We start from the raw sequence: 21,233 nt of genomic DNA on the forward strand, positions 1-21,233 counted from the left end.
GGAAGCAATAGGCTGAACTACGATGGGGGTATGCACATCAGTGAGCTGCCCGAACGCACCCAGGACTACCTCAAGATCCTCTGGACCTATGAGGAGAAAGAGGGCGCTAATACCGCGATGCCGCTCGGGGATCTAGCCAAAGCGGCGGGGCAGAAACTGCCCACTACTTCGGAGGCGGTCAAGCGCCTGGCCGCGAAGGGGCTGGTGGAACACGAACGCTACTTCGGTGTTCGGCTTGTTGAGGAAGGCCGGCGGCTGGCTGTGGCAATGGTGCGTCGGCATCGACTCCTGGAAACCTTCCTCGTGCGCACTCTGGGCTATACCTGGGATGAGGTGCACGATGAGGCGGAAATGCTAGAGCACGCGACGTCCGACAGGCTCGTTGAACGTCTCGATTCTTTCCTGGGCAACCCCGCCCGCGATCCGCATGGTGATCCCATACCTGCCCCGGATGGCACTGCCGAGCCGGTCTCGCGCATTACGCTTATCGACGTCCCCGCACAGACCCCCGTCACCGTGGAGCAGGTCACTGACGCTGATGGCGAATTTTTGCGCTACCTGGATAAATATGGAGTGCGGCCGGGGGTGGAAGTGACCGTCGTTGCCCCCTCGGTTGCGGGTGTGCTCGAGGTTGCCGTCGACGGCGGTGCGCACTTCCCCCTCGGGGAATCCGCTGCGCGCGGCATTGCCGTACGCAGCTTTGGCGAAGCGGAGGCTTAGCTGCCCCACGTGCGGGCGACGGCGAGGCGGTCAACCTTGCCGGGGCCGGTGGTGGGGAGTTCAGGCAGGCGCTTGAAATCCTTGGGGATGTGCCACCGGGGAAGGCCAACGTCATCGAGAGCCACGAGGATATCGCCGACATCCGCCCATCCGGTATAGGCGGCAACGATCATCTGCCCCAAGCGTGGGTGGGGGATGCCAACCACGCACACGCTCTCCACTCCCGGCACGCGCAGGATGTGCTGCTCGAGCTGCTCCGGGTGGAGCTTGAGCCCGCCGGTGTTCAGGATGTTGTCGAGGCGCCCGGTGACGGTGAGGTGGCCGTCGTGAAGCGCGCCGGCGTCGGAGGTAGCAAACCACGAGGTGCCGGATTCATCCACCATAAAGGCGTCTGAGTCCACGTTTCGGTAGCCCTGCGCAATCATGGGCCCGCCGAGGTAGATGCGGTTTTCCTCGCCGATGCGCACCCGCGCGCTATCGAGGGGACGGCCGTCGTAGACGCATCCACCGGAAGTTTCTGAGGAACCGTAGGTGGTGACGATATTGATGCGCAGCTTCTTCGCCGAATCCAGCAGTTGCGGGTGGGTGGCAGCGCCCCCGACGAGGATGGCATCAAAGGTGCGCAGTGCCTCGATTCCCTCGAGAGAATCCATGGCCTTGGCCAGCTGCATGGGGGTCAGTCCCGTGTATGAGCGATCCCCGGTGGCGGCCAGCTCGTGCGCGGCGCGGGCGAAATTGGGGATGGAAAAACCTTCCGACAGGTCAAGGCAGAGCGGCTCTACACCCGCGACGAGCGAGCGCACCAATACCTGGATGCCCGCGATGTGGGAGGCAGGCATGGCTAGCAGCCACTGACCGGTGCCGCCGAGAGCCCGGTGCGTGGCATCGGCGCTGGAGACCAAGTTGGCGGCGGTGAGCTGCGCGCCTTTCGGCGTGCCCGTGGACCCGGAGGTGGCCACGACGAGCGCGATGGAGGAATCGATGGGCTCGCCTGCGCGCATGTGGTTGCGCAGCAGCTGCGCGCGGGTGCGGTCCTCTGCCGGGACGGGCAGGAGCGTTGCCTGCCCGGCGATGGCCGCCTCCAAGTCGTCGAGGATGGCGGCGGGGTCATGTGGGTTGACGGACAGAGGGGAGAGGATAGTCACGGTTAGCTAGGTTACCGCTAGGTTACCGCCCGCGGTGTTCGTAGGGGTTGATGAGCTCGTCCTCCTGGTCGAAGGGGCGCTCACCGTCCCTTTGGGCCTGCTTGATGTGGCGCAGCATCCACACGCGAGATGCAATGACGGCAACCAGCGCGATGGCCGCGAGGGCGATGGCGAAGTAGAGCACTGTGGGTTCTCCTCGTGGACTGACGGTTAGTAGTAGTACGGGAAGTCATCCCAGTTGGGCTCGCGCTTTTCCAGGAAGGATTCCTTGCCCTCGACAGCCTCGTCGGTCATGTAGGCCAAGCGGGTGGCCTCACCCGCGAAGACCTGCTGGCCCATGAGGCCATCATCGGTGAGGTTGAAGGCGAACTTGAGCATGCGCTGGGCGGTGGGGGACTTCATGTTGATTTCGCGCCCCATCTGGATGGCGGCGTCCTCCAGCTCGGCGTGGTCAACTACCTCGTTGACCGCGCCCATCTCGTACATGCGCTGTGCGTCGTAGGTGCGGCCCAGGAAGAAGATCTCGCGGGCGTACTTCTGGCCCACCATCTTGGCCAGGTAGGCCGAGCCATAGCCGGCGTCGAAGGAGCCGACGTCGGCGTCGGTCTGCTTGAAGCGGGCTTCCTGGCGGGAGGCAATGGTCATATCGCACACCACGTGCAGGGAGTGTCCGCCGCCGGCGGCCCAGCCGTTGACCACGGCGATGACCACCTTGGGCATGGTGCGGATGAGGCGTTGGACCTCCAGGATGTGCAGGCGGCCGCCCTCAACTTTTTCGCGGGCGGTGTCGACGGTGGATTCGTCGGCAGTCGCGTCATCATGCGCGTGCTCCGTGGCATAGCGGTACCCGGAGCGGCCGCGGATGCGCTGGTCACCGCCGGAGCAAAATGCCCAGCCGCCGTCCTTCTGGGAAGGTCCGTTACCGGTCAGCAACACCGTGCCGACATCCGGCGTGCGGCGCGCGTGGTCCAGCGCGCGGTAGAGCTCATCCACCGTGTGGGGGCGAAACGCGTTGCGCACCTCCGGGCGGTCGAAGGCGATGCGGACGATGCCGTCTTTCCGCTTGGGCTTCGGCTCATCGCTGATGAGCCGGTGGTAGGTGATATCCGTGAGGTCCTCAAAGCCCTCGACGGGGCGCCAGAGCTCCGGCTTGAACGGATTATCGGTGCTGTAGTTCTTCTGCTCGCTCATGGCACACCAGCTTAATTGGAAAGCGGTGCGCCGGAAGTATAGTCCCCATTCCCAACCCTCACCCACACTCTCGCCCAGCGCGGCGGTGATAAACAATAAACAATACTGCGGGATTATCCCCGTCAATGTGCACGTGTACTCCGTACCAGCGCGGTACACCATACAGTGGGACGGAATCGAACCTCCCTGCCTTCTTGCGCTACGAAGGCGCCTGAGAAGCACTGGACTTTTCCCTGCCCAGTAAGGGTTGCGCTCGCTGCGAAGAGTGTGGGCTACCGTCGCGCGCGTGGCGCGCGACATGACGTGCCGCAAAAATGCGACACAAAGCGAAAGCGCCGCAAGAATGCGGCACAACTAGCGGCAGACCTTATTTAGTTATCAGTTCCGTATTCCAGTTTAGCTGCTGGATGCGGGTATCCAGTTCGCGGTACTGGCGGGCCAGATCGTCGGCGCGCTCGCGCAGCTTCGGCACGGGCACGGTGGCCACGAACTTGATCTCCGAGCGGGAGTAGCGGTCCTGGCGCGCACCCGCGCGCTCGGCCAATCCCTGGTAGATGCGGCGCTTGCGCAGCAGACCATCACGAAGTGCCAGCGCCTCCATCAGCGTGATCTCTTCGTCGAACGCGGTGGCCATGTTTGTTGCGTTGATGGCGATGACGAGCTCATCGATGCGCTTGGTCACGCCCTCCAGCTCACGGAGGAGATCCGTGGGGTTCTCATCCGGTTCATCGCCTTCCTGAATGCGGACGGTTGCCGCGAGTCGGTCACTCAACGAGTTGAGGCGCTCCTGCGCCTGGGCGCGCTCGGCCAAGGCTTCAGCAAGTAGCATGGTTCCTCCTTTAACCCTTAATGGGATTGATTGTCTGTGCAATTGTACGGCAGGCAGGAGGCTTCGCATTGGCGGCGTGACACTTCTAACAAATAGTGGCCGAAAACTTCGATGATCTGGGGCCTTATTTGATCGTTGTGTACGTTGCGCACGGTTGGTTGGTACGTTTTCGTAAATATGCCCGCAGTTTTTCGGATTTGGGGGACCTTATTTACCAAAACGTACCGCGGGCTCCGTGATTAACGTTGAGCCCGCGCGGAAACCGCTACCCAATAAACATGAACGCAAACAGCGTGTTGAGCACCGTCGCCACGATCATGGGCACGGAGGTGCGCTTGACCAGTTGGATGGGGTTGACCTTGATAGCGCCGGAGACAATGAGCACCGCGGCGTTGACCGGGGAGACCTGGCGCATCAGGTTGGAGGTACCCCAAATGGCGGTGAGCATCTGCGGGGCGTGGATGGAGGTCTGCGAAGCCAGATTGGGCACCACCTCAGAGAAGGCGAAGTAGGGCGCGGTACCGGAACCGGTGAGTGCGGCCATCGCGGCGGTGGCAGCGACGAAGACGAGGACGATGAGGACGGCGGCGCCGGAGGAGCCCTCGGCGGCGTCGATGAGCATGTCGATGACACCCATCTGCGTAATACCCTCCACCAGGACAGCAGCAGCCACCAGCAGGGCCACGACGCCCGCAGCACCTTCGCCCATGCCTTTGAAGAAGCTGGAGATGGAATCCACAGCACTGGTGACGGTGCGCTTGCGGATGGACTCAATGATCATCGCGATGAACAGGGAGACCACGGTCACCGGGAGGATGCCGCCCTCAAAGGGGATGACACCCAAACGGTTAAGAATGGCGGAGATAATGATGAGCAGCAGCGGCATGAGCGGAAGCACGGCGTAGTAACCCGGCAGGGAGGCTGCGCGGGCGATGGCTTCCTCGGTAGCGTCATCGTGCATCGAATCGGCGCTGACCTCACCGGAGCTTTCGGCCTTGCGGGCATCCGCCTTATCGCAGTGGCGTTGCCACCACATGTGTACGAAGGCCGTGATGAGGAGCGTGGGCACCGTGGCGTAGGCGACGGCGCCGTAGACGAACTCGGTTGGCGTCATGTTGGTGAGATCGGCGCCCTGAATGAGGCCGGCCTCAAGCGGTGTGGGCACGATGGTGGAGGAGGTCACCACGATGGCGCCCACGGTCAGGGGCGTCAGGCCCGCGGCGATGAGCGCTGGCAGGAGAGTGGCCACGAGCAATAGGGATAGCGCTGCGGCCGAGGGGATCACCAGCGAGAGCAGCGTGCCCAGGATGAAGCCCACCGGAACCAGCCAGTAGGAGCCTTTGAAGCGCTTGAGCGGTGCGGAGAGCACCACGACCGTCTTGGCGTCCGCACCGATGTGCCGCATATAGGACACGAAGCCGAAGAGCACCATAATCGCCATGCCGATGCCGGAGAAGCGTGCTTTGAATAGCGCATCCACGACGAGCAGCTGGTCATAGAAGGCATTGCCCGTGGCTTCGATTTCGGTGGTGCGGAAGTCCGCGCGCCCGGTGAGAGCGGCGAGCATGAGCAGGATTACGCCAACGGCGAAGATGGAGGCCGCGGCGTGGACTTTCTTATAGATGAGATAGACAACTGCGGCGATGGCCAGCAGTGCGATGAGAAGGTAAAGCATCTGAGGATCCTTCTTCTGGTTATATCCACTTACCGTTATAACCTAACACCGGCTATGACAGGTGTCGCGCTGAGCCCCCCACACGTACGATGAACCTCATGCATATTGATGACGTCCTCGACCGCGCCCACGTGGTATCCCTTCCACTCGCCGTGAAATTCCGCGGCATTACTACCCGGGAGGCGCTGCTTATCGACGGCCCCGCGGGTTGGGGCGAGTTCGCCCCCTTCCTGGAGTACGGGGCGGAGGAATCCGCCCGCTGGCTCGCCGCCGGACTGGAGGCGGCTTACGAGGGCTTTCCGACACCCGTGCGCGAGTGGGTAGAAGTCAACGGCACTATCCCCGCGGTCCCCGCCGAGCAGGTGCCCGAGGTCATGGCGCGCTACCCCGGTTGCCGCACCTTCAAGATCAAGGTGGCGGAGAAAGGGCAGAGCTTGGAGGATGACATCACCCGCGTGGCTGCCGTCCGCGCCCATATCGAAGCTCAGGGCCGCGTGCCGGTTCTGCGTGTCGACGCCAACTGTGGATGGAGCGTCGAAGAAGCTGTTACAGCGGCAAAGGAAATGATGCCGCTGGATTACATGGAGCAGCCGTGCCAGACCGTGGAGGAGCTCAAGGAGGTGCGCACCCAGCTCATGCGCGCCGGGATTTTCGTGCGTGTGGCGGCAGATGAGTCCATCCGCAAGGTCAGCGACCCCTACCGTGTGGCGGAATTGCAGGCGGCGGACGTCGCCGTGGTCAAGCCCGCGCCGCTGGGTGGTGTGCGTAAGGTGCTCGAGGTGGCCTCCCACCTGCGCGAGCGCCACATGGACATCACGGTGGCCTCCGCCCTGGACACCTCGGTGGGCATCTCGATGGGCTTGGCCGCGGTGGCGGCACTGCCGCAGATCTATGACGACGAGGACATCGACGTCACCCCGGCCGCCGCGGGGCTGGCCACGGGGTCGCTGTTCCTGGAGGACGTGACGGAGCCACGCGAGCTTGTCGACGGTTTCTTGCGCGCCGAAGCCCTCGCCCCCGCCCCGGATCGCCTCAGCGCACTGGCGGCACCGGCGGCGCGGCGCGACTGGTGGTTCGAGCGTGTGCGCCAGTGCTGGCCGCACCTTTAAAAATACAGCTCACGGTCCATGTCCGGGGTGCAGCGTAGGCTGGCGGGCATGACCATTTCCGTGAGAGACGCGCACCTGCACAACCTTCGCAACGTCGACGTGGACCTCCCGCGCGGCCAGCTCGTGGCCGTGACCGGGGTGTCCGGCTCCGGCAAGTCCTCTCTTGCCTTCGGCACCATTCATGGCGAAGGGCAGCGCCGCTATCTGGAGTCCGTCGCGCCTTTCGCCCGCCGCCTCATCGCCTCAGCGGTGGACCCGCAGGTCGGCCGCATCGAGGGGCTGCCGCCGACGGTGGCGTTGCAGCAGTCGGCGTCGGCAAGCAGCGCGCGCTCCACGGTGGGCACGATCTCCGCCATGTCCAATTCCGTGCGTCTGCTCTACTCGCGCTGCGGTGACAACCCGGAGGGCCTGTACTCCGATTCCTTTTCACCCAATACCCCGGAGGGCATGTGCCCGGAGTGCCAGGGCACCGGCGTGGTGCATGAGCCCACGGAGGCCTCCATGGTGCCGGACCCCAGCTTGAGCATCGAGGATGGGGCGATTGCCGCCTGGCCCGGGGCCTGGGCGGGCAAGAATTTCCACGACATCCTCCAGGAGCTGGGCTATGACCTGGACTCGCCGTGGGAGCAGCTGCCGAAGAAGGACCGCGAGTGGATCCTCTTCACTGAGGAACGCCCGGTAGTAACCGTCAAGCCGCACCGCGGGGCGGATCAGATCCAGCGCAACTACGAGGGCACGTGGCGCTCCGTGGCTAGCTACCTGACCAAGACTTATGCGGAGACGAAGTCGGATACGCTTCGCGCCCGCGTCTTGAGTTTCATGGAAACCCGCCGCTGCGATGTTTGCGATGGGCGGCGGCTGACGGCGAAGGCGCTCAAGGTGACCTATGCCGGGCTGCCTATCGACCGTTTCAATGCCCTCCCGCTCAGCGAAACCTTCGAGCTCCTCAAAGCCCAGAAACCGCAACCGAATGACGCTGAGGACCTGCTCCTCAAGGCCCTCCTGCCGGCTTTCGAATCGGCCTTGGAACTCGGACTTGGGCACCTCAGCCTGGATAGGCCGACGGACACGCTCTCGGGCGGTGAGGTGCAGCGCCTGCGCCTGGCAGCGCAGCTGCGCTCCGGGCTCTATGGCGTGACCTATGTCCTGGATGAGCCCTCTGCGGGCTTGCATCCGGTGGAGCGGGGCGCGGTGCTCGACATGTGCCGTCGCTTCATCGCGGAGGGCAATTCGGTGCTGCTGGTGGAGCACGATATGGAGCTGGTCAAGCACGCCGATTGGATCGTGGACGTCGGCCCGCTCGCCGGTGAGCGCGGCGGCCAGGTGGTGTACTCGGGTCCTGTTGCTGACTACATTGCGGCCGCGGACTCCGCCGATACCCCGACTGCGCGTGCCTTGGCCCGCCCGCGCCCCACGCCCAAGGCCGAAGCGCGCTCGGCTCACGGGGATATCGCGCTGCGCCAGGTGCACTCGCACACCATCGACGGCCTCGACGTGGACTTTGGGCTTGGCCAGTTCACGGCTATTACTGGGCTCTCGGGTTCCGGTAAATCCACACTGTTGGCCGCACTCCATGACACGCTCACGGGGCCGGAGTGCCCGGAGCAGGTCAAGCGCGTGGTCTCCATTACCCAAAAGCCGATCGGCCGAACCCCGCGCTCCACGGTGGCGACGTACACCAACCTCTTCGACAATGTCCGCAAGCTCTTCGCCGCCACGCCGGAGGCCAAGAAGAAGAAATGGACGGTCTCGCGCTTTTCTTACAACGTCAAGCAAGGCCAGTGCCATACCTGCGGCGGCGCCGGCCAGATCGAGGTCGAACTGGTCTTCCTGCCCGGCTCCTATACCCAGTGCCCAGACTGCCAGGGACAGCGTTATAACGATGACACCTTGTCCATCCGCTGGCAGGGCCGGACCATCGCGGACATCCTGGACCTCACGGTGGAAGAAGCCCTAGAGGTCTTTGCAGATGAAGCGCCGATCCTCCACGCGCTGCAAACCCTGGAAGCGGTAGGTCTGGGTTACCTGCGCCTAGGCCAGGGTGCACCGGAGCTCTCCGGCGGTGAGGCACAGCGCATCAAGCTCGCCACGGAGCTTCAGCGCTCCCGCAATTCGCACCGGGGCCATACCGTCTACCTGCTGGATGAGCCCACTGTGGGCCTGCACCCGGCCGATATTGACCTGCTCATTACTGAGCTGCACTCGCTGGTGGATGCCTCGCATAGCGTCGTGGTGGCAGACCACGACCGCCACCTCATCGCTGGCGCTGACCGCGTCATCGAGATGGGCCCGGGCTCAGGCGCGGAGGGCGGACAGGTCGTGGCGGATGGCACACCGGCTCAGGTCGCGGCGGGTGAGACGCCCACCGGCCGGGTGCTAAGTGGCGCGGGTGCACGATAAGGTAAATCCCATGACCAACAACAACGGCGACAACGAGACGCGGCAGTTCGGCCGCGTCAACGGTGAGAACGAAACCCGCCAGTTCGGCGCGCCCCAGCAGCAGCCGCCACAGCGTCCCCAACAGCACTTCCCAGAGCCTGGCTCCCAGAACACGCAGGCTTTCGGTCAGCCCTATCAGCAGGGCTATGACCAGAATTATCAGCAACCGCAGTATGACCCGGTTCCGTCGAGCTACCAGGTGGAGGAGCCGAAGAAGGGCGGGGGAGCCCTGTCCTATGTCTTCGCGGCCATCGCCGCTATCGCCGTCGTTTTCGCCGGCGTGCTGTTCTTCCTCTGGCGCGGTGCGGCCGCAGATGCCAACAAACCCGCCCCGGAACCGGTGACCCAGACGGTGACCACCGAAGTCCCCACTACGGTGACCACCACGAAGGAATCTCCGCGGGATCGCCTCCCCACTGAGATTCCTACTGAGCTGCCGCCGGAGGTCCCGACGGAGCTGCCGCCGAGCATCCAAGATCAGCTGGATCAGGGCGGGTCTGACCTAGAGAGCTTGCTCAACGATCTCTTCGGTGAATTAGAGTCGGGCAACGGTGAGCCCGGTGCGGGCGGTGCAGAGAATGCCTAATACGCCTAATACACAGCCCGCGGAGTCTTCGCAGCCGGAGTCGATGCAGCTGGCTGAAGCACTAGCAGCTCAGCTCTCGCGGCACCTCACCGACGTCGTCCTCTGCCCCGGCTCACGCAACGCGCCGCTGTCTCTGGCGCTGCTCGCGCGCAGCGATATTCGCGTGCATACCCGCCTCGATGAGCGCTCCGCTGCCTTCGCTGCCCTCGGCCTCGCCCGCGTCCAGCGCCGGCACGTCGGTATCGTCATGACCTCCGGCACCGCGGTGGCCAACGCCTTGCCCGCGATGGTGGAGGCGCATTACTCGCATACCCCGCTGGTCGTCATCAGCGCGGACCGCCCGGCCCGCCTGGTGGGCACGGGGGCCTCTCAGACCATCGAGCAGCCAGGCATCTTCGGCGTGTACGCAGAGACCACCCAGGTGGAGAGCACGGGTGATATCCCGCGCGTCGCTGAGCGCTTTTTGAATGACCGCCAGGTGCACATCAACGTGGCTCTCGATGCCCCGCTGGTAGGGGAGGAACTGCCCGGAACCCCGACGGATTACACGCAGCACCGCGCGCGTACCCCGCGGTGGTCGAATCACGGCGAGGTGGCCGTTGATCTCAGCCGCAACACGCTCGTCATCGCGGGCGATGAGGCCTGGGAAGTCGAAGGCCTAGAGGATGTCCCCACCATCGCCGAGCCCACGGCACCCGCGCCCTATCACCCGGTGCACCCGGCCGCGGCCCACCTGTTCCGCCGCGCTCAGGTGTCCGCCAATGACTACGTGGTTAACACCAAGGTGGAGCAGGTCATCGTCGTGGGCCACCCACCCTGCACCGCGGTGTGCTGGCACTGCTGAGTGATCCCGATATTGACCTCATCTGCCTGTCCCGCACGGAAGATTTCACCAACCCGCGCGGTGAGGCCGCGCAGCTGGGTACCACCGTCAAAACCAGCGGCGAGCCCACGCGCGAGTGGATGAAGATCTGCGAAGGCGCGGCACAGATGGCGGCCGACGGCGTTCGCGAAGTCCTAGCGGAGACCGCCGGTGAGGATGCCACGAAGCCCGAGATCGGCTTTACCGGCCTCCACGTCGCCGCCGCGGTGGGGGATACCCTGGCCGTCGGCGATACCCTTGTCCTGGGCGCCTCCAACGCGGTGCGGGATGCTTCCTTCATCGGCTTGCCCTTCGACGGGGTGGAGACCTACTCCCCGCGCGGGGCTGCCGGCATCGACGGCACCATCGCGCAGGCCATCGGTATCGCGCTGGCTACCCAGTCCCGTGAGGCTGATGCGCCCCGCGCCCCACGCATAGTGGCGCTCATGGGGGATGTCACCTTCCTCCACGACGCCACCTCGCTCATCCTCCCCGAGGACAACCCGCGTCCGGAGAACCTCACCATCGTCGTCTCAAACGACGACGGCGGCGGCATCTTCGAGGTGCTGGAACAAGGCCGCGAACCTTTGCGCGACTCCTTCGAGAAGGCGTTTGGAACGCCGCATGGGGTGGGCGTCGCCAAGCTGGCGGAAGCTTGCGGTGCTGAGCACCGAGAGGTGAGCTCGGCGCAGGAGCTGCTCGACGTTTTAGCAGAACTCAAGGAATACTCCACCGCCATCACCGTCGTGGAGGCGCATACCACGAGGTCCTCGCGCCGCGCGCTGCAGGAAGCACTGAACGCCAAGGTGGGCCAGTAAATGGTGCGGCGCCGGGTGCGCCAGCTGCTCCTGGTGCTGTATGTCGCAGCACTGGTGGGCATAGCGGGAATGGTCATCGGTCCTTTTCTCAATGACCGCACCATCAACGCCAACCCCGGGCGCGCGCTGGCCACGGTGACGGACGTCGGCAGCTTGCGCACCTTCGTGGATTTCCAGGATGCCGAAGGTATCTATCACACCCCACCCACCGGGCTGCTTTATCCCACCGGGCTAGGGGAAGGCCAGCAGGTCTGGGTGCTCTACGCCAAAAGCAACCCAGACCTGGTCAAGGTGGAGGGCCGCGAATGGACCCTGTCCATCATTCCGGCGCTGTCTTCGGCAGCCGTCGCTACCCTGTTAGCGGGTGCCCTGTGGTGGGCAAGCGGGAAAATTAACCGGAATTTAGCACGTGCTTTACCAACCGAGCACTCAGGAAAGGAATGATGGGGCGCATGCGTGTAGCCATCGTCGCGGAATCCTTCTTGCCTAACGTCAATGGAGTGACCAACTCCGTGCTGCGTGTCCTCGAGTACCTCCACGAGCACGGCCACGAAGCCATCGTCATCGCCCCCGGTGCCCGCAAGGGCCAAGAGGAAATCCCCGATTACCTCGGGTTCACCATCGTGCGCGTGCCCACCGTGCGCGTGCCGCTAGTGGATTCGCTCCCGGTCGGGGTGCCAACCTCCGCTGTGGATGAGGCGCTGCGCGAGTTCAAGCCGGACATCATCCACCTGGCCAGCCCCTTCGTTCTGGGCGCTGCGGGTGCCTTCTCTGCACGTCAGCTGCGCATTCCGGCGGTGGCGCTGTACCAGACGGACGTTGCGGGCTTTGCCACCAAGTACCACGCTTCCGCGCTGGCTTATGGGGTGTGGGAGTGGCTGCGCACCATCCACAATGCGTGCCAGATGACTCTCGCGCCGTCCTCGCTCACCATCACCGACTTGGAGAAGCACCACATCAAGAACGTGCGCCACTGGGGACGCGGTGTGGATTCGGAGCGCTTCCACCCCTCGAAGCGCTCGGCGGCGCTGCGCCGCGAGTGGGATCCCACGGGGAAGAAGAAGATCGTCGGCTTTGTGGGCCGCCTGGCCGCGGAGAAGGGCGTGCACCGCCTGTCGGCCCTTAACGGTCGCGAGGATATTCAGCTCGTCATTGTCGGCGATGGCCCAGAGCGCCCGCTGCTGGAGGCCCAGCTGCCGGGTGCGGTCTTTACCGGGGCGTTGGGCGGAGAAGAGCTCGCAGCGGCTTACGCCTCCCTCGACATCTTCGTGCACGCGGGCGAGTTCGAGACTTTCTGCCAGGCTATCCAGGAGGCGCAGGCCTCGGGCGTGCCCACCATCGGCCCGCGCGCGGGCGGCCCAGTGGACCTCATTGAGGAGGGCTATAACGGGCTGCTTCTCGACGTTTCAACGTTCGTCGAGGACCTCCCCAATGCCGTCGACGCGCTGCTCAACCAGGAGATTCACCAGGAGCTGCGGGAGAACGCCCGGAAGTCGATTGCCTCCAAGACCTGGCCGGCGCTGTGCGAGCAGCTGCTGGGCTACTACGAAGAGGTTTTGGAGGATGTTCGCGAGGTGCCACTGACCATTTTGGGCCAGCGCCCGGAGCTGCCGCGCTGGGCCGCTCGCGCTCTGGGAGCGCGCGTCGCCTAGACTAGGCGCTTGTGTCTAAGGCAGATCTGGAGAAGAAGCCCTTCGATGTCGCGCGCATGTTTGACGCGGTGGGCAAGAAATACGACATCACCAACACGGTGCTGTCCTTTGGCCAGGATGCGCGCTGGCGCCGCCTGACCCGCGAGCGGCTCAACCTGCAGCCGGGGGAGAAGGTCCTCGACCTGGCCGCCGGAACGGCTGTTTCCACGGAGGAGCTGTCCAAATCCGGCGCGTGGTGCGTGGCCTGTGATTTCTCACTCGGCATGCTCGCGGCTGGTAAGGACCGCGATGTTCCCAAGGTGGCCGGCGATGGAATGCGCCTGCCCTTTGCGGATAACACCTTCGATGCGGTGACCATCTCCTACGGTCTGCGCAATATCCACGACTTCGAGCTGGGCCTGCGGGAGATGGCGCGCGTGACCAAACCCGGCGGGCGCCTAGCGGTAGCGGAGTTTTCAAAGCCGGTCATCCCGGTCTTCGGCACCGTCTACAAGGAATACCTGACCCGCTTGCTGCCGCCGATTGCCAAGGTGGTCTCTTCCAACCCGGAGGCCTATATCTACCTCGCAGAGTCCATCCGTGCGTGGCCGGAGCAGCACGAGCTGGCTGCCGCCATTAACCGCAACGGCTGGGAACAAGCAGGCTGGCGCAACTTGACCTTCGGCATCGTGGCGTTGCACTCCGCAGTAAAGCCCGCCTAGGGGCCTAAGCCCAATGGGCTTAGGCCGAAAGGTAAAACCCAAAGGGCTTAAGCCCAGAGAGGCGTATCGCGCCGCAGCGCGGAGACCGCCCCGCCGGCCAGCCGCCAGGCGCGGGCAAGCAGATCCTTGTCCTCCTCGGTGATGAGGTTGCCCATGAGGCGCGCTGCAGCCGGCATGAGCATGCGGCCCACCGGCCCGCGCATGGCCACCGGCCCGGCCAGCGGCAGGAACTGCGGGTAAGTCAGCAGGCGTGCTGCGGTGCGGGCGAGCAGGAAGGCCTCGCCATACTCGGCGCGCAGGCGGTCTGGCCACGCCAAGGTGAGGTCCTTGGTGCCGAGCATCTCCACGGCACGTGCCGCCGTTTCCAAGCCATAGTCGATGCCCTCGCCGTTGAGCGGATTAACGCAGGCCGCAGCATCACCGATGAGCATCCAGTTCGCGCCGGCAACTCCAGACACCGCACCGCCCATGGGCAGCATCGCCGAGGTGACGTTACGCAGCTCGCCCAGGCCCCACTCTGAACGCTGCTGATCGGCGTAGAAATCCAGCGCCTTCTTCGTGTTGAGGCGGGCCGGGCGGGCGGCCGTGGACAGCGCGCCCAAACCGATGTTGACCCCCTGACCCAGCGGGAAGATCCAGCCATACCCGGGTTGTACGACCCCCTCGGGGTCCTTGAGCTCCACGTGGGAGTGCATCCACTCCTCGCCGCCGTGGGGCGAATCGGCATAGGCGCGCGCGGCGATGCCATAGACCTCCTCGCGGTGCCACGTGCGCCCCAACTGCTTACCAAACGTCGAGCGCACACCGTCGGCCACGATGACCCACCGGGAGCGCACGCGGCGCTTGCCGACGGAGAACTCGACCAGCCGGTTGCCGTCGAGCTGCGGCTGTGTTGCCGTGCCGGTAATAAGCTGCGCGCCGGCTTCTCGGGCGGAGTCAACCAGCAGCGCATCGAATTCATAGCGCGGCAGGGCCGTTCCTTCGTGCGATGGGTAGGTCTCAGGCCACGGGGCGGTCACGGTGCCGCCGAAGCCATGCAGCTTGAGACCGCGGTTGCGGTAGGAAGCATTGACCTCGATGCCGAGGAGCTCCAACTGGTGCATGGCGCGTGGGGTCAGTCCATCGCCACAGGTCTTGTCGCGGGGGAAGGGGGAGGCGTCGACAAGCAGCGTCTCATGGCCGGCGCGTGCGGCGTGGATAGCGGCGGCAGCGCCAGCGGGCCCGGCACCTACGATGGCGACGTCAACAAGGGTGGAATCGATCTGCTCCGACATGGGGACTATCATTGCACGGGATAGTGGCCACAAGTGTGTTGAGGGCCGTGCCATGGGCTACGGTAAGTAAACACTAGGATTTTTGAGCTTAAAGGAACACGTTTAATGTCACACGGCCAAACTCACGCCAAGCACGTGGACTTGGGGGATGCGCAGCTCACCGAGCGTATCAACGCCGGGATGGCTGCTGTAGAGGACCTGCTGAATACGGAGCTCGACCGCGGACAGGACTTCATTAAAGACAAGGTGCGCCACCTCTCCCTGGCCGGGGGCAAGCGTTTCCGCCCGATGATGGCGTTGCTGGCTTCCGAGTTTGGTGAACGCTCGCAATCGCCCGAGGTGATTAAGGCGGCCACCGTGGTGGAAATGGTCCACGTGGCCACGCTCTACCACGACGATGTCATGGATGAGGCGGACCGCCGCCGCGGCGTGGATTCCGCGAACTTTCGGTGGACCAACTCGGTGGCCATTCTGGCGGGCGATGCACTGCTCGCGCACGCCTCGCGGCTGATGAGCCAGCTGGACACCCACACGGTGGAGCACTTCGCGGAGACTTTCGAGGAGCTCGTCACCGGCCAGATGCGGGAAACCATCGGTGCTGGCGAAGCCAATGCCGTGGAGCACTACACGGCGGTGATCCGGGAAAAGACCGCGGTGCTGATCGCGTCCGCCGGCTACCTGGGTGCCTACCACGCGGGTGCGGGCCCGGAGCAGTGCGAGGCCCTGCGCCAAATCGGTGCGGCCGTGGGCATGATCTTCCAGATCGTCGACGATGTCATCGACATCTTCTCCGACTCCGAGGAATCCGGGAAGACCCCGGGCACGGACTTGCGCGAGGGTGTGTTCACCCTGCCGGTGCTCTATGCCCTGGAGGAGGAAGGCGAGGTTGGCGATGAGCTGCGCGCGCTGCTGACGGGCCCGCTTGAGGACGACGCCTCCGTACAGCGCGCCATCGAGCTGCTGTGGCAGTCGGGCGGCCGCGATAAGGCGCTGGCGGACGTTAACGCGTACCTGCGCGTGGTCGAGGACCAGCTCTCCCTGCTCCCGGAGTGCACGGCTAGTGAGGCTCTGCGCCAGCTGGCGGACTATACCGTTCAGCGCGTTGGTTAAAATACCCTCCTGCCTGGCGATTTGCATGTTGGGCGGGAGTTCGTAGTAAAGTACATAACCGCACTCAAGAGTGCTTGCCAGGTTGCCCGAGCGGCCAAAGGGAGCGGACTGTAAATCCGCCGGCATTGCCTTCAGAAGTTCGAATCTTCTACCTGGCACAACATGAATCCCGCAGACGTAAAAATGTGTCTGCGGGATTTTCTTATCGCTATCGCTGGAAGTCCGCGGGGTTCTTCAACTGCTCGGCCTCAGGCAACGGCCCCGGCAGGGTGGTGCCTTCAGCGAATGGTGCACCCGGCAGATGATCGCGGCCGTGGGGCTGGGCCAACCCAGACAGATCCGGACCGGCCGGCACGATTTGGGTGGGATTAATCTCGCGGTGGACGATGTAGTAGTGCTGCTTGATCTCCGTGAAGTCGGTGGTATCGCCGAAGCCCGGGGTCTGGAAGAGTTCGCGCAGGTAGCCGTAGACATTCGGCATCTCGCTGATTTTGTTCCGGTTCGTCTTGAAGTGGCCGTGGTAGACGGCATCAAAGCGGATCAGGGTGGTGTATGCCCGGATATCGGTCTCCGTGATGTGCTCACCCATGATGAACCGGCGGTGGGCTAGCCGTTCTTCCAACCAATCGAGGACCTCAAAGACATCCGCATAGGCCTCTTCATAAGCCTCCTGGGATGCGGAGAATCCCGCGCGATAGACGCCGTTGTTGAGTTTCCTGAAGATGAAGTCGTTAATTTCTTCCATCTCCTCCTGCTGCTCGGCCGGCGGCAGCAGGTTGGGCGCGCCTTCTCGCTGGTACTCGGTCCACTCGGTTTGGAAGTCTCGCACCATGGAGTTGAAATCATTGGTCACGACTTTGCCGCTGGATTCCTCCACGATGGCTGGCACCGTGATGCCTCGCGGGTAGTCAGGGAAGCGTGCGAAATACGCATCCTGCAGGCGGGGGATGCGCAGGACTGGGTCGAGCCCGTCGGGGTCGAGATCAAAAGTCCAGGAGCGCTTGTCGTGGGTCGGGCCCGCCAAGCCTGAGGAGATGACATTTTCCAGTCCCAACAGGCGCCGCACGATGACGGCGCGGTGTGCCCACGGGCAAGCGCGCGCGGCGATGAGACGGTAGCGGTGGGGCTGCACCGGCCAGTCCAAAGTCTCGCCACTGCCACTCACGGAGGGCTGTGGATTGTCACCAGTGACTGAGGCGAGGATGCGGTCACCGATGTAGTTGGTGTCTCGCTTGAATTCGCCGTCCGTCGAGGCATTCTGGGCGTCGCCGGCCCAGTCCTTCGGTGTCTGTTTCTGGGTACCAGAGCTCATGTGTCCTCCCTAGAGCACATAAAGTATTTGATACATCAACAATAGCTGGATTTGGCGCGCCTGGAGTGGGGGTGGTCTACCGCGAGAGTGGTGCAAGGGTGATGCGTGTGAGTTTAGGTGCCTGAAAAGTGCGCAAAAACCCTTGTCGTACTGGCGATTTGTGTTGTTTAAGCGTTTCGGGTTAATCTTTTCAAGGCTTCAACGAGAGCACAGCGGAAGAAACTCCGTGACTCAAAGAGGCTGTGCCCCCTTAGCTCAGTCGGCAGAGCGTTTCCATGGTAAGGAAAAGGTCGACAGTTCGATTCTGTCAGGGGGCTCCATTCATGTTTCTGGAAGCTTTCAGAAAGTGAATATGGCGGTGTAGCTCAGTGGTAGAGCAAGCGACTCATAATCGCTGTGTCGCGAGTTCAATTCTCGCCATCGCTACCGGGAAAGAAAAGCGCCCGCATACGGGCGCTTTTTCACTACCGACTCCCAGCCTTATACGGCACGTGGTTTCCATGGGGAATCATCGTTCTGGTAGGGTTGTGCGTTGTCCCAAAAGGGCACGCAGAGGGGCGTGGCGCAATTGGTAGCGCAACGGTCTCCAAAACCGTAGGTTGCAGGTTCGAGTCCTGTCGCCCCTGCCACATCACTTCCAAGGAGGGAATCGCCGTGAGCGATGAAAAGCAGCCGAGCACCGGGGCTCCGCGCCCAACCGGCAAGCGTCAGCTCTCTGGCGCAGCGACCACCTCTACCGGCTCCTACACTGACAAGCGTGTTGTGCGCGTCGAGGACAAGAAGGAAGATTCCTTCGGCGGATCCGTCGGCTCCTTCCCGGGTGAGGTTGCCTCCGAGCTCAAGAAGGTTGTCTGGCCGACCGGCAAGGAAATGGTTCAGTACGTTCTGGTGACCTTCGCCTTCCTTATCGTCCTCACCGCTCTGGTGTGGGGTGTGGACGCGCTGACCGGTCTCGGAGTTGAAGCAATCCTCGCGCCTTAGTAAACTAATTACATACTTTCATCCCGCCGCCTTCCCGCTAGCTCGACTAGGGGAAACGGCGGGATACTTTTTGCCCTAGTCCGGCCGAGTACCCTGGTGGGGACGAGAAGAATAAATACCAATTTGGAGTAGCAGACAATGAGCGAAGAAAACACTGGCACTTCCCTTGAGCAGGCCATGATCGATAACGTCCAGGAACAGGCCGCTGAAGCGGTCGAGGCTACCGAGGAGGTCCAGCAGCCGCAGGAGGAACTCTCCGCAGAGGAGAAGGAAGCCGCCGAGAAGGAAGCTGCCACCAAGGCTGCCGAAGCCGCTCTCGGTGGCGGCTCGGACGAGGCTGAGGCTGAAGGTGAGGGTGCAGGGGAGGCGTCGGCAAGCGCTGACGCGGACGCTGCCGCAGCAGCCGACGCTGAGTACAAGTCCCGCCTGCGCGCCTTTACCCGCGAGCTGAAGAAGCAGCCTGGCCAGTGGTACATCATCCAGTGCTACTCCGGTTACGAGAACAAGGTAAAGACCAACCTCGATATGCGTGCACAGACCCTCGAGGTTGAGGACTCCATCTTTGAGGTCGTTGTGCCGGTCGAACAGGCCATTGAAAAGAAGGACGGCAAGAAGAAGGTAGTTAAGCGCAAGCTGCTGCCGGGCTACGTGCTGGTGCGCATGGAGCTTAATGACGCTGCCTGGTCCGTCGTCCGCGATACCCCGGGTGTGACCTCCTTCGTGGGCAACGAAGGTAACGCCACCCCGGTCAAGATCCGCGACGTGGCTAAGTTCCTCATGCCGAACGATCCGACGGTCTCTCCGGAAGCTTCCGCAGCAGATTCCGAGGGCGAGCAGGTCGTGGCTATGCCGGAGAAGGAGGCCGCCAAGGCCTACGCGCACGACTTCGAGGTGGGCGAGGCCGTCACCATCCTGTCTGGCCCGCTGGCTTCCGTCTCCGCCACCATCTCCGAGATTGACCCGGAGACCGGCAAGATGCAGGGCCTGGTGTCCATCTTCGGCCGCGAGACCCCGGTGGAGCTGTCCCCGACGGAGATCGAGCGCATCTCCTAAAAAGCGATTTTGAGCTGGGCGCACGGTGTTCTAAACTTGAACGCCGTGCGCTTTTGCGCATCTTGAAACGTTCATCCTCCGGTGGCCCACAATGCGTGAGCATCCGGACGGGGCGCTGTTATTCATCGTGGCGGCACTCCGGTACCACAGGAAAGAGGTAATTCGATGGCTCCCAAGAAGAAGGTCACTGGCCTGATCAAGCTCCAGATCGAGGCAGGCGCTGCTAACCCGGCTCCGCCGGTCGGCCCGGCACTCGGTGCCCACGGCGTCAACATCATGGAGTTCTGCAAGGCCTACAACGCTGCGACCGAGTCCCAGCGCGGCAACGTCGTGCCGGTGGAGATCACCGTCTACGAGGACCGCTCCTTCGACTTCAAGCTGAAGACCCCGCCGGCAGCGAAGCTCCTGCTCAAGGCTGCTGGCATCAAGAAGGGCTCTGGCGTTCCGCACACCGACAAGGTTGGCTCCGTGACCTGGGATCAGTGCAAGGAGATTGCACAGACCAAGTTCGAGGACCTCAACGCTCGTGACATCGAGAACGGCGCCCGCATCATCGCTGGTACCGCTCGCTCCATGGGCATCACCGTTGACGGCGTCCCGGCTAAGTAATAACCGAATCAGTGCGCGGCACGCCGAGTGCCGCGCGTGGCAGGGCCAGCTTCGGCCCGCTAACACCACATCAATCCAAGAAAAGGAATTGCACTTATGAGCACCAAGTCCAAGGCATACAAGGCTGCCGCTGAGCTGGTAGACCGCTCCCGCCAGTACCGCCCGATCGAGGCCGCCAAGCTGGCCAAGGAGACCTCCTCCAAGAACTTCGACGCTACTGTTGACGTTGTCTTCCGCCTCGGCGTTGACCCGCGTAAGGCTGACCAGCTGGTTCGCGGTACCGTTTCCCTGCCGCACGGCACCGGTAAGGACGTCCGCGTGGCCGTCTTCGCTGAGGGCGACAACGCTGAGGCGGCGAAGGCTGCTGGCGCCGACATCGTGGGCACCGAAGAGCTGATCGCTGCCATCAACGACGGCAACATCGACTTCGACGTTGCTATCGCTACCCCGGACCAGATGGCCAAGGTCGGCCGCGTTGCCCGCGTCCTGGGCCCGCGTGGTCTCATGCCGAACCCGAAGACCGGCACCGTGACCGCTGATGTGACCAAGGCCGTTGCTGACGTCAAGGGCGGTAAGATTTCCTTCCGCGTTGACAAGGCTTCCAACCTGCACGCCATCATCGGCAAGGCTTCCTTCGACGCTGAGAAGCTGGCTGAGAACTACGGCGCGCTGTACGACGAGATCATTCGCCTGAAGCCGTCCTCCGCTAAGGGCATCTATGCCAAGAAGATCACCATCTCCACTACCTCCGGCCCGGGCATCCCGGTCGATGCTTCCGTGGAGAAGAACTACACCGACTAGTGTTGTCTGTGTAAACGAATTTTAGGCCCCGGCTCTTGGATGAGCTGGGGCCTTTTTCGCGCTTTCTCTCTTTTGTTTATGCAGGTCACGGCCGGATATCTTTCTGACAGGTAATTGGCAGCTAAGTACGATGGCCTTTCAAGGAAAGTGCTGCATACTAATTCTTGTGCGTTTGAGAGAGGCGCATGAGAGATAGAGAGAACACCCTGAGTCTTGCAGGGCGGGCGGCGTGAGAAACCGCCTGATAAACAAGACCCCTTACAACGCGGGTTCCGGATTTCACCGGGGCCCGCGTTGTACTGTGTAACCCAAGTCAGGTACTCCACGCCGTGGACTTGGCTTAAGGGACATTTCGTGTGGATTTGC

Annotated in this window: 19 protein-coding genes, 4 tRNA genes and 1 pseudogene; 17 read left to right on the forward strand and 7 right to left on the reverse strand. The window is 63.3% G+C overall.

What is annotated here, in order from left to right:
• The first annotated feature begins 30 nt into the window (after positions 1-30).
• Positions 31-720 (forward strand): metal-dependent transcriptional regulator, encoded by a 690-nt coding sequence (locus HMPREF3056_RS11305; protein ID WP_070754851.1) that lies wholly within the window; start codon positions 31-33, stop codon positions 718-720.
• Here the strand turns inward: HMPREF3056_RS11305 and menE are convergent.
• The 5 genes from menE to dcuC all read right to left on the reverse strand — a co-directional run bounded on the left by menE (position 717) and on the right by dcuC (position 5,560).
• Positions 717-1,865, reverse strand: coding sequence for an o-succinylbenzoate--CoA ligase (gene menE, locus HMPREF3056_RS11310; protein WP_070754853.1), 1,149 nt, complete (start codon positions 1,863-1,865; stop codon positions 717-719). The two genes, HMPREF3056_RS11305 and menE, sit on opposite strands and share 4 nt — an antisense overlap.
• Before the next feature lie 22 nt (positions 1,866-1,887).
• A complete protein-coding gene (locus HMPREF3056_RS13565; RefSeq protein WP_168162652.1) occupies positions 1,888-2,049 on the reverse strand; it encodes a hypothetical protein in 162 nt (53 codons plus the stop codon).
• Positions 2,050-2,075: 26 nt separating this feature from the next.
• A complete protein-coding gene (locus HMPREF3056_RS11315; RefSeq protein ID WP_070754855.1) occupies positions 2,076-3,056 on the reverse strand; it encodes a 1,4-dihydroxy-2-naphthoyl-CoA synthase in 981 nt (326 codons plus the stop codon).
• A 367-nt stretch (positions 3,057-3,423) separates the two neighbouring features.
• On the reverse strand, positions 3,424-3,885 hold the full coding sequence (locus tag HMPREF3056_RS11320; protein ID WP_070754857.1) for a DIP1984 family protein: 462 nt from the start codon (positions 3,883-3,885) through the stop codon (positions 3,424-3,426).
• Positions 3,886-4,150: 265 nt separating this feature from the next.
• Positions 4,151-5,560 carry a C4-dicarboxylate transporter DcuC gene (gene dcuC / locus HMPREF3056_RS11325; RefSeq protein ID WP_070754859.1) on the reverse strand — a complete coding sequence of 470 codons (1,410 nt, stop codon included), beginning with the start codon at positions 5,558-5,560 and terminating at the stop codon, positions 4,151-4,153.
• 89 nt (positions 5,561-5,649) lie between these two features.
• Between dcuC and HMPREF3056_RS11330 the strand changes: the two genes are divergently transcribed.
• From HMPREF3056_RS11330 to HMPREF3056_RS11360, 7 genes and pseudogenes are all read left to right on the forward strand, one after another.
• Positions 5,650-6,669: an o-succinylbenzoate synthase gene (locus tag HMPREF3056_RS11330; RefSeq protein ID WP_175974027.1), complete on the forward strand. Its 1,020-nt coding sequence runs from the start codon at positions 5,650-5,652 to the stop codon at positions 6,667-6,669.
• Between the two features lie 48 nt (positions 6,670-6,717).
• Complete coding sequence (locus HMPREF3056_RS11335) at positions 6,718-9,069, forward strand: ATP-binding cassette domain-containing protein (protein ID WP_049154840.1); 2,352 nt, start codon at positions 6,718-6,720, stop codon at positions 9,067-9,069.
• Between the two features lie 10 nt (positions 9,070-9,079).
• Positions 9,080-9,694 carry a hypothetical protein gene (locus tag HMPREF3056_RS11340; RefSeq protein ID WP_070754861.1) on the forward strand — a complete coding sequence of 205 codons (615 nt, stop codon included), beginning with the start codon at positions 9,080-9,082 and terminating at the stop codon, positions 9,692-9,694.
• Positions 9,687-11,374, forward strand: a pseudogene (gene menD, locus HMPREF3056_RS11345) (2-succinyl-5-enolpyruvyl-6-hydroxy-3-cyclohexene-1-carboxylic-acid synthase). Before HMPREF3056_RS11340 ends, menD begins: the two are co-directional and overlap by 8 nt.
• Positions 11,375-11,818, forward strand: coding sequence for a DUF3592 domain-containing protein (locus HMPREF3056_RS11350; protein WP_070754863.1), 444 nt, complete (start codon positions 11,375-11,377; stop codon positions 11,816-11,818).
• An 8-nt stretch (positions 11,819-11,826) separates the two neighbouring features.
• Positions 11,827-13,026: a glycosyltransferase family 4 protein gene (locus HMPREF3056_RS11355; protein WP_070754874.1), complete on the forward strand. Its 1,200-nt coding sequence runs from the start codon at positions 11,827-11,829 to the stop codon at positions 13,024-13,026.
• 11 nt (positions 13,027-13,037) lie between these two features.
• Positions 13,038-13,727 carry a demethylmenaquinone methyltransferase gene (locus HMPREF3056_RS11360; RefSeq protein ID WP_070754865.1) on the forward strand — a complete coding sequence of 230 codons (690 nt, stop codon included), beginning with the start codon at positions 13,038-13,040 and terminating at the stop codon, positions 13,725-13,727.
• Positions 13,728-13,774: 47 nt separating this feature from the next.
• Here the strand turns inward: HMPREF3056_RS11360 and HMPREF3056_RS11365 are convergent, their stop codons facing one another.
• Positions 13,775-15,013, reverse strand: a complete 1,239-nt coding sequence (locus HMPREF3056_RS11365; protein WP_070754867.1) for a geranylgeranyl reductase family protein — start codon at positions 15,011-15,013, stop codon at positions 13,775-13,777.
• Between the two features lie 93 nt (positions 15,014-15,106).
• Here HMPREF3056_RS11365 and HMPREF3056_RS11370 point away from each other — a divergent pair, with 93 nt between their 5' ends.
• Positions 15,107-16,111 carry a polyprenyl synthetase family protein gene (locus HMPREF3056_RS11370; RefSeq protein ID WP_070754869.1) on the forward strand — a complete coding sequence of 335 codons (1,005 nt, stop codon included), beginning with the start codon at positions 15,107-15,109 and terminating at the stop codon, positions 16,109-16,111.
• A 76-nt stretch (positions 16,112-16,187) separates the two neighbouring features.
• Positions 16,188-16,269: transfer RNA gene (locus HMPREF3056_RS11375), tRNA-Tyr, on the forward strand.
• A 50-nt stretch (positions 16,270-16,319) separates the two neighbouring features.
• On the opposite strand, the gene HMPREF3056_RS11380 is transcribed toward HMPREF3056_RS11375, so the two are convergent.
• Entirely contained in the window at positions 16,320-17,423 is a 1,104-nt protein-coding gene (locus tag HMPREF3056_RS11380) for a glutathione S-transferase C-terminal domain-containing protein (RefSeq protein ID WP_049154836.1), read from the reverse strand.
• Between the two features lie 244 nt (positions 17,424-17,667).
• Here HMPREF3056_RS11380 and HMPREF3056_RS11385 point away from each other — a divergent pair.
• The 7 genes from HMPREF3056_RS11385 to rplA all read left to right on the forward strand — a co-directional run bounded on the left by HMPREF3056_RS11385 (position 17,668) and on the right by rplA (position 20,867).
• Positions 17,668-17,743, forward strand: a tRNA-Thr gene (locus HMPREF3056_RS11385).
• A gap of 34 nt (positions 17,744-17,777) precedes the next feature.
• Positions 17,778-17,849 (forward strand) — tRNA-Met (locus HMPREF3056_RS11390).
• A 127-nt stretch (positions 17,850-17,976) separates the two neighbouring features.
• Positions 17,977-18,052, forward strand: a tRNA-Trp gene (locus HMPREF3056_RS11395).
• A 25-nt stretch (positions 18,053-18,077) separates the two neighbouring features.
• Positions 18,078-18,404, forward strand: a complete 327-nt coding sequence (gene secE / locus HMPREF3056_RS11400) for a preprotein translocase subunit SecE (protein ID WP_046647902.1) — start codon at positions 18,078-18,080, stop codon at positions 18,402-18,404.
• A 138-nt stretch (positions 18,405-18,542) separates the two neighbouring features.
• Complete coding sequence (nusG, locus tag HMPREF3056_RS11405; protein ID WP_046647768.1) at positions 18,543-19,457, forward strand: transcription termination/antitermination protein NusG; 915 nt, start codon at positions 18,543-18,545, stop codon at positions 19,455-19,457.
• Positions 19,458-19,622: 165 nt separating this feature from the next.
• Positions 19,623-20,066 (forward strand): 50S ribosomal protein L11, encoded by a 444-nt coding sequence (gene rplK, locus HMPREF3056_RS11410; RefSeq protein WP_010189723.1) that lies wholly within the window; start codon positions 19,623-19,625, stop codon positions 20,064-20,066.
• A 96-nt stretch (positions 20,067-20,162) separates the two neighbouring features.
• A complete protein-coding gene (rplA, locus tag HMPREF3056_RS11415) occupies positions 20,163-20,867 on the forward strand; it encodes a 50S ribosomal protein L1 (RefSeq protein ID WP_070754871.1) in 705 nt (234 codons plus the stop codon).
• Positions 20,868-21,233: the final 366 nt, after the last annotated feature.

Origin of the sequence: Corynebacterium sp. HMSC056F09, assembly GCF_001815785.1 — a bacterium.
Taxonomy (GTDB): domain Bacteria; phylum Actinomycetota; class Actinomycetes; order Mycobacteriales; family Mycobacteriaceae; genus Corynebacterium; species Corynebacterium hiratae.

Bases quoted from the DNA above. Each gene is read 5' to 3' on its own strand.
- HMPREF3056_RS11370 (WP_070754869.1), top strand. From the start codon at position 15,107: ATGTCACACGGCCAAACTCACGCCAAGCACGTGGACTTGGGGGATGCG.
- HMPREF3056_RS11355 (WP_070754874.1), top strand. From the start codon at position 11,827: ATGCGTGTAGCCATCGTCGCGGAATCCTTCTTGCCTAACGTCAATGGA.
- HMPREF3056_RS11335 (WP_049154840.1), top strand. From the start codon at position 6,718: ATGACCATTTCCGTGAGAGACGCGCACCTGCACAACCTTCGCAACGTC.
- HMPREF3056_RS11350 (WP_070754863.1), top strand. From the start codon at position 11,375: ATGGTGCGGCGCCGGGTGCGCCAGCTGCTCCTGGTGCTGTATGTCGCA.
- HMPREF3056_RS11315 (WP_070754855.1), bottom strand. From the start codon at position 3,056: ATGAGCGAGCAGAAGAACTACAGCACCGATAATCCGTTCAAGCCGGAG.
- HMPREF3056_RS11330 (WP_175974027.1), top strand. From the start codon at position 5,650: ATGAACCTCATGCATATTGATGACGTCCTCGACCGCGCCCACGTGGTA.
- HMPREF3056_RS11320 (WP_070754857.1), bottom strand. From the start codon at position 3,885: ATGCTACTTGCTGAAGCCTTGGCCGAGCGCGCCCAGGCGCAGGAGCGC.
- dcuC (WP_070754859.1), bottom strand. From the start codon at position 5,560: ATGCTTTACCTTCTCATCGCACTGCTGGCCATCGCCGCAGTTGTCTAT.
- HMPREF3056_RS11305 (WP_070754851.1), top strand. From the start codon at position 31: ATGCACATCAGTGAGCTGCCCGAACGCACCCAGGACTACCTCAAGATC.
- rplK (WP_010189723.1), top strand. From the start codon at position 19,623: ATGGCTCCCAAGAAGAAGGTCACTGGCCTGATCAAGCTCCAGATCGAG.
- HMPREF3056_RS11380 (WP_049154836.1), bottom strand. From the start codon at position 17,423: ATGAGCTCTGGTACCCAGAAACAGACACCGAAGGACTGGGCCGGCGAC.
- HMPREF3056_RS11340 (WP_070754861.1), top strand. From the start codon at position 9,080: ATGACCAACAACAACGGCGACAACGAGACGCGGCAGTTCGGCCGCGTC.
- rplA (WP_070754871.1), top strand. From the start codon at position 20,163: ATGAGCACCAAGTCCAAGGCATACAAGGCTGCCGCTGAGCTGGTAGAC.
- nusG (WP_046647768.1), top strand. From the start codon at position 18,543: ATGAGCGAAGAAAACACTGGCACTTCCCTTGAGCAGGCCATGATCGAT.
- HMPREF3056_RS11365 (WP_070754867.1), bottom strand. From the start codon at position 15,013: ATGATAGTCCCCATGTCGGAGCAGATCGATTCCACCCTTGTTGACGTC.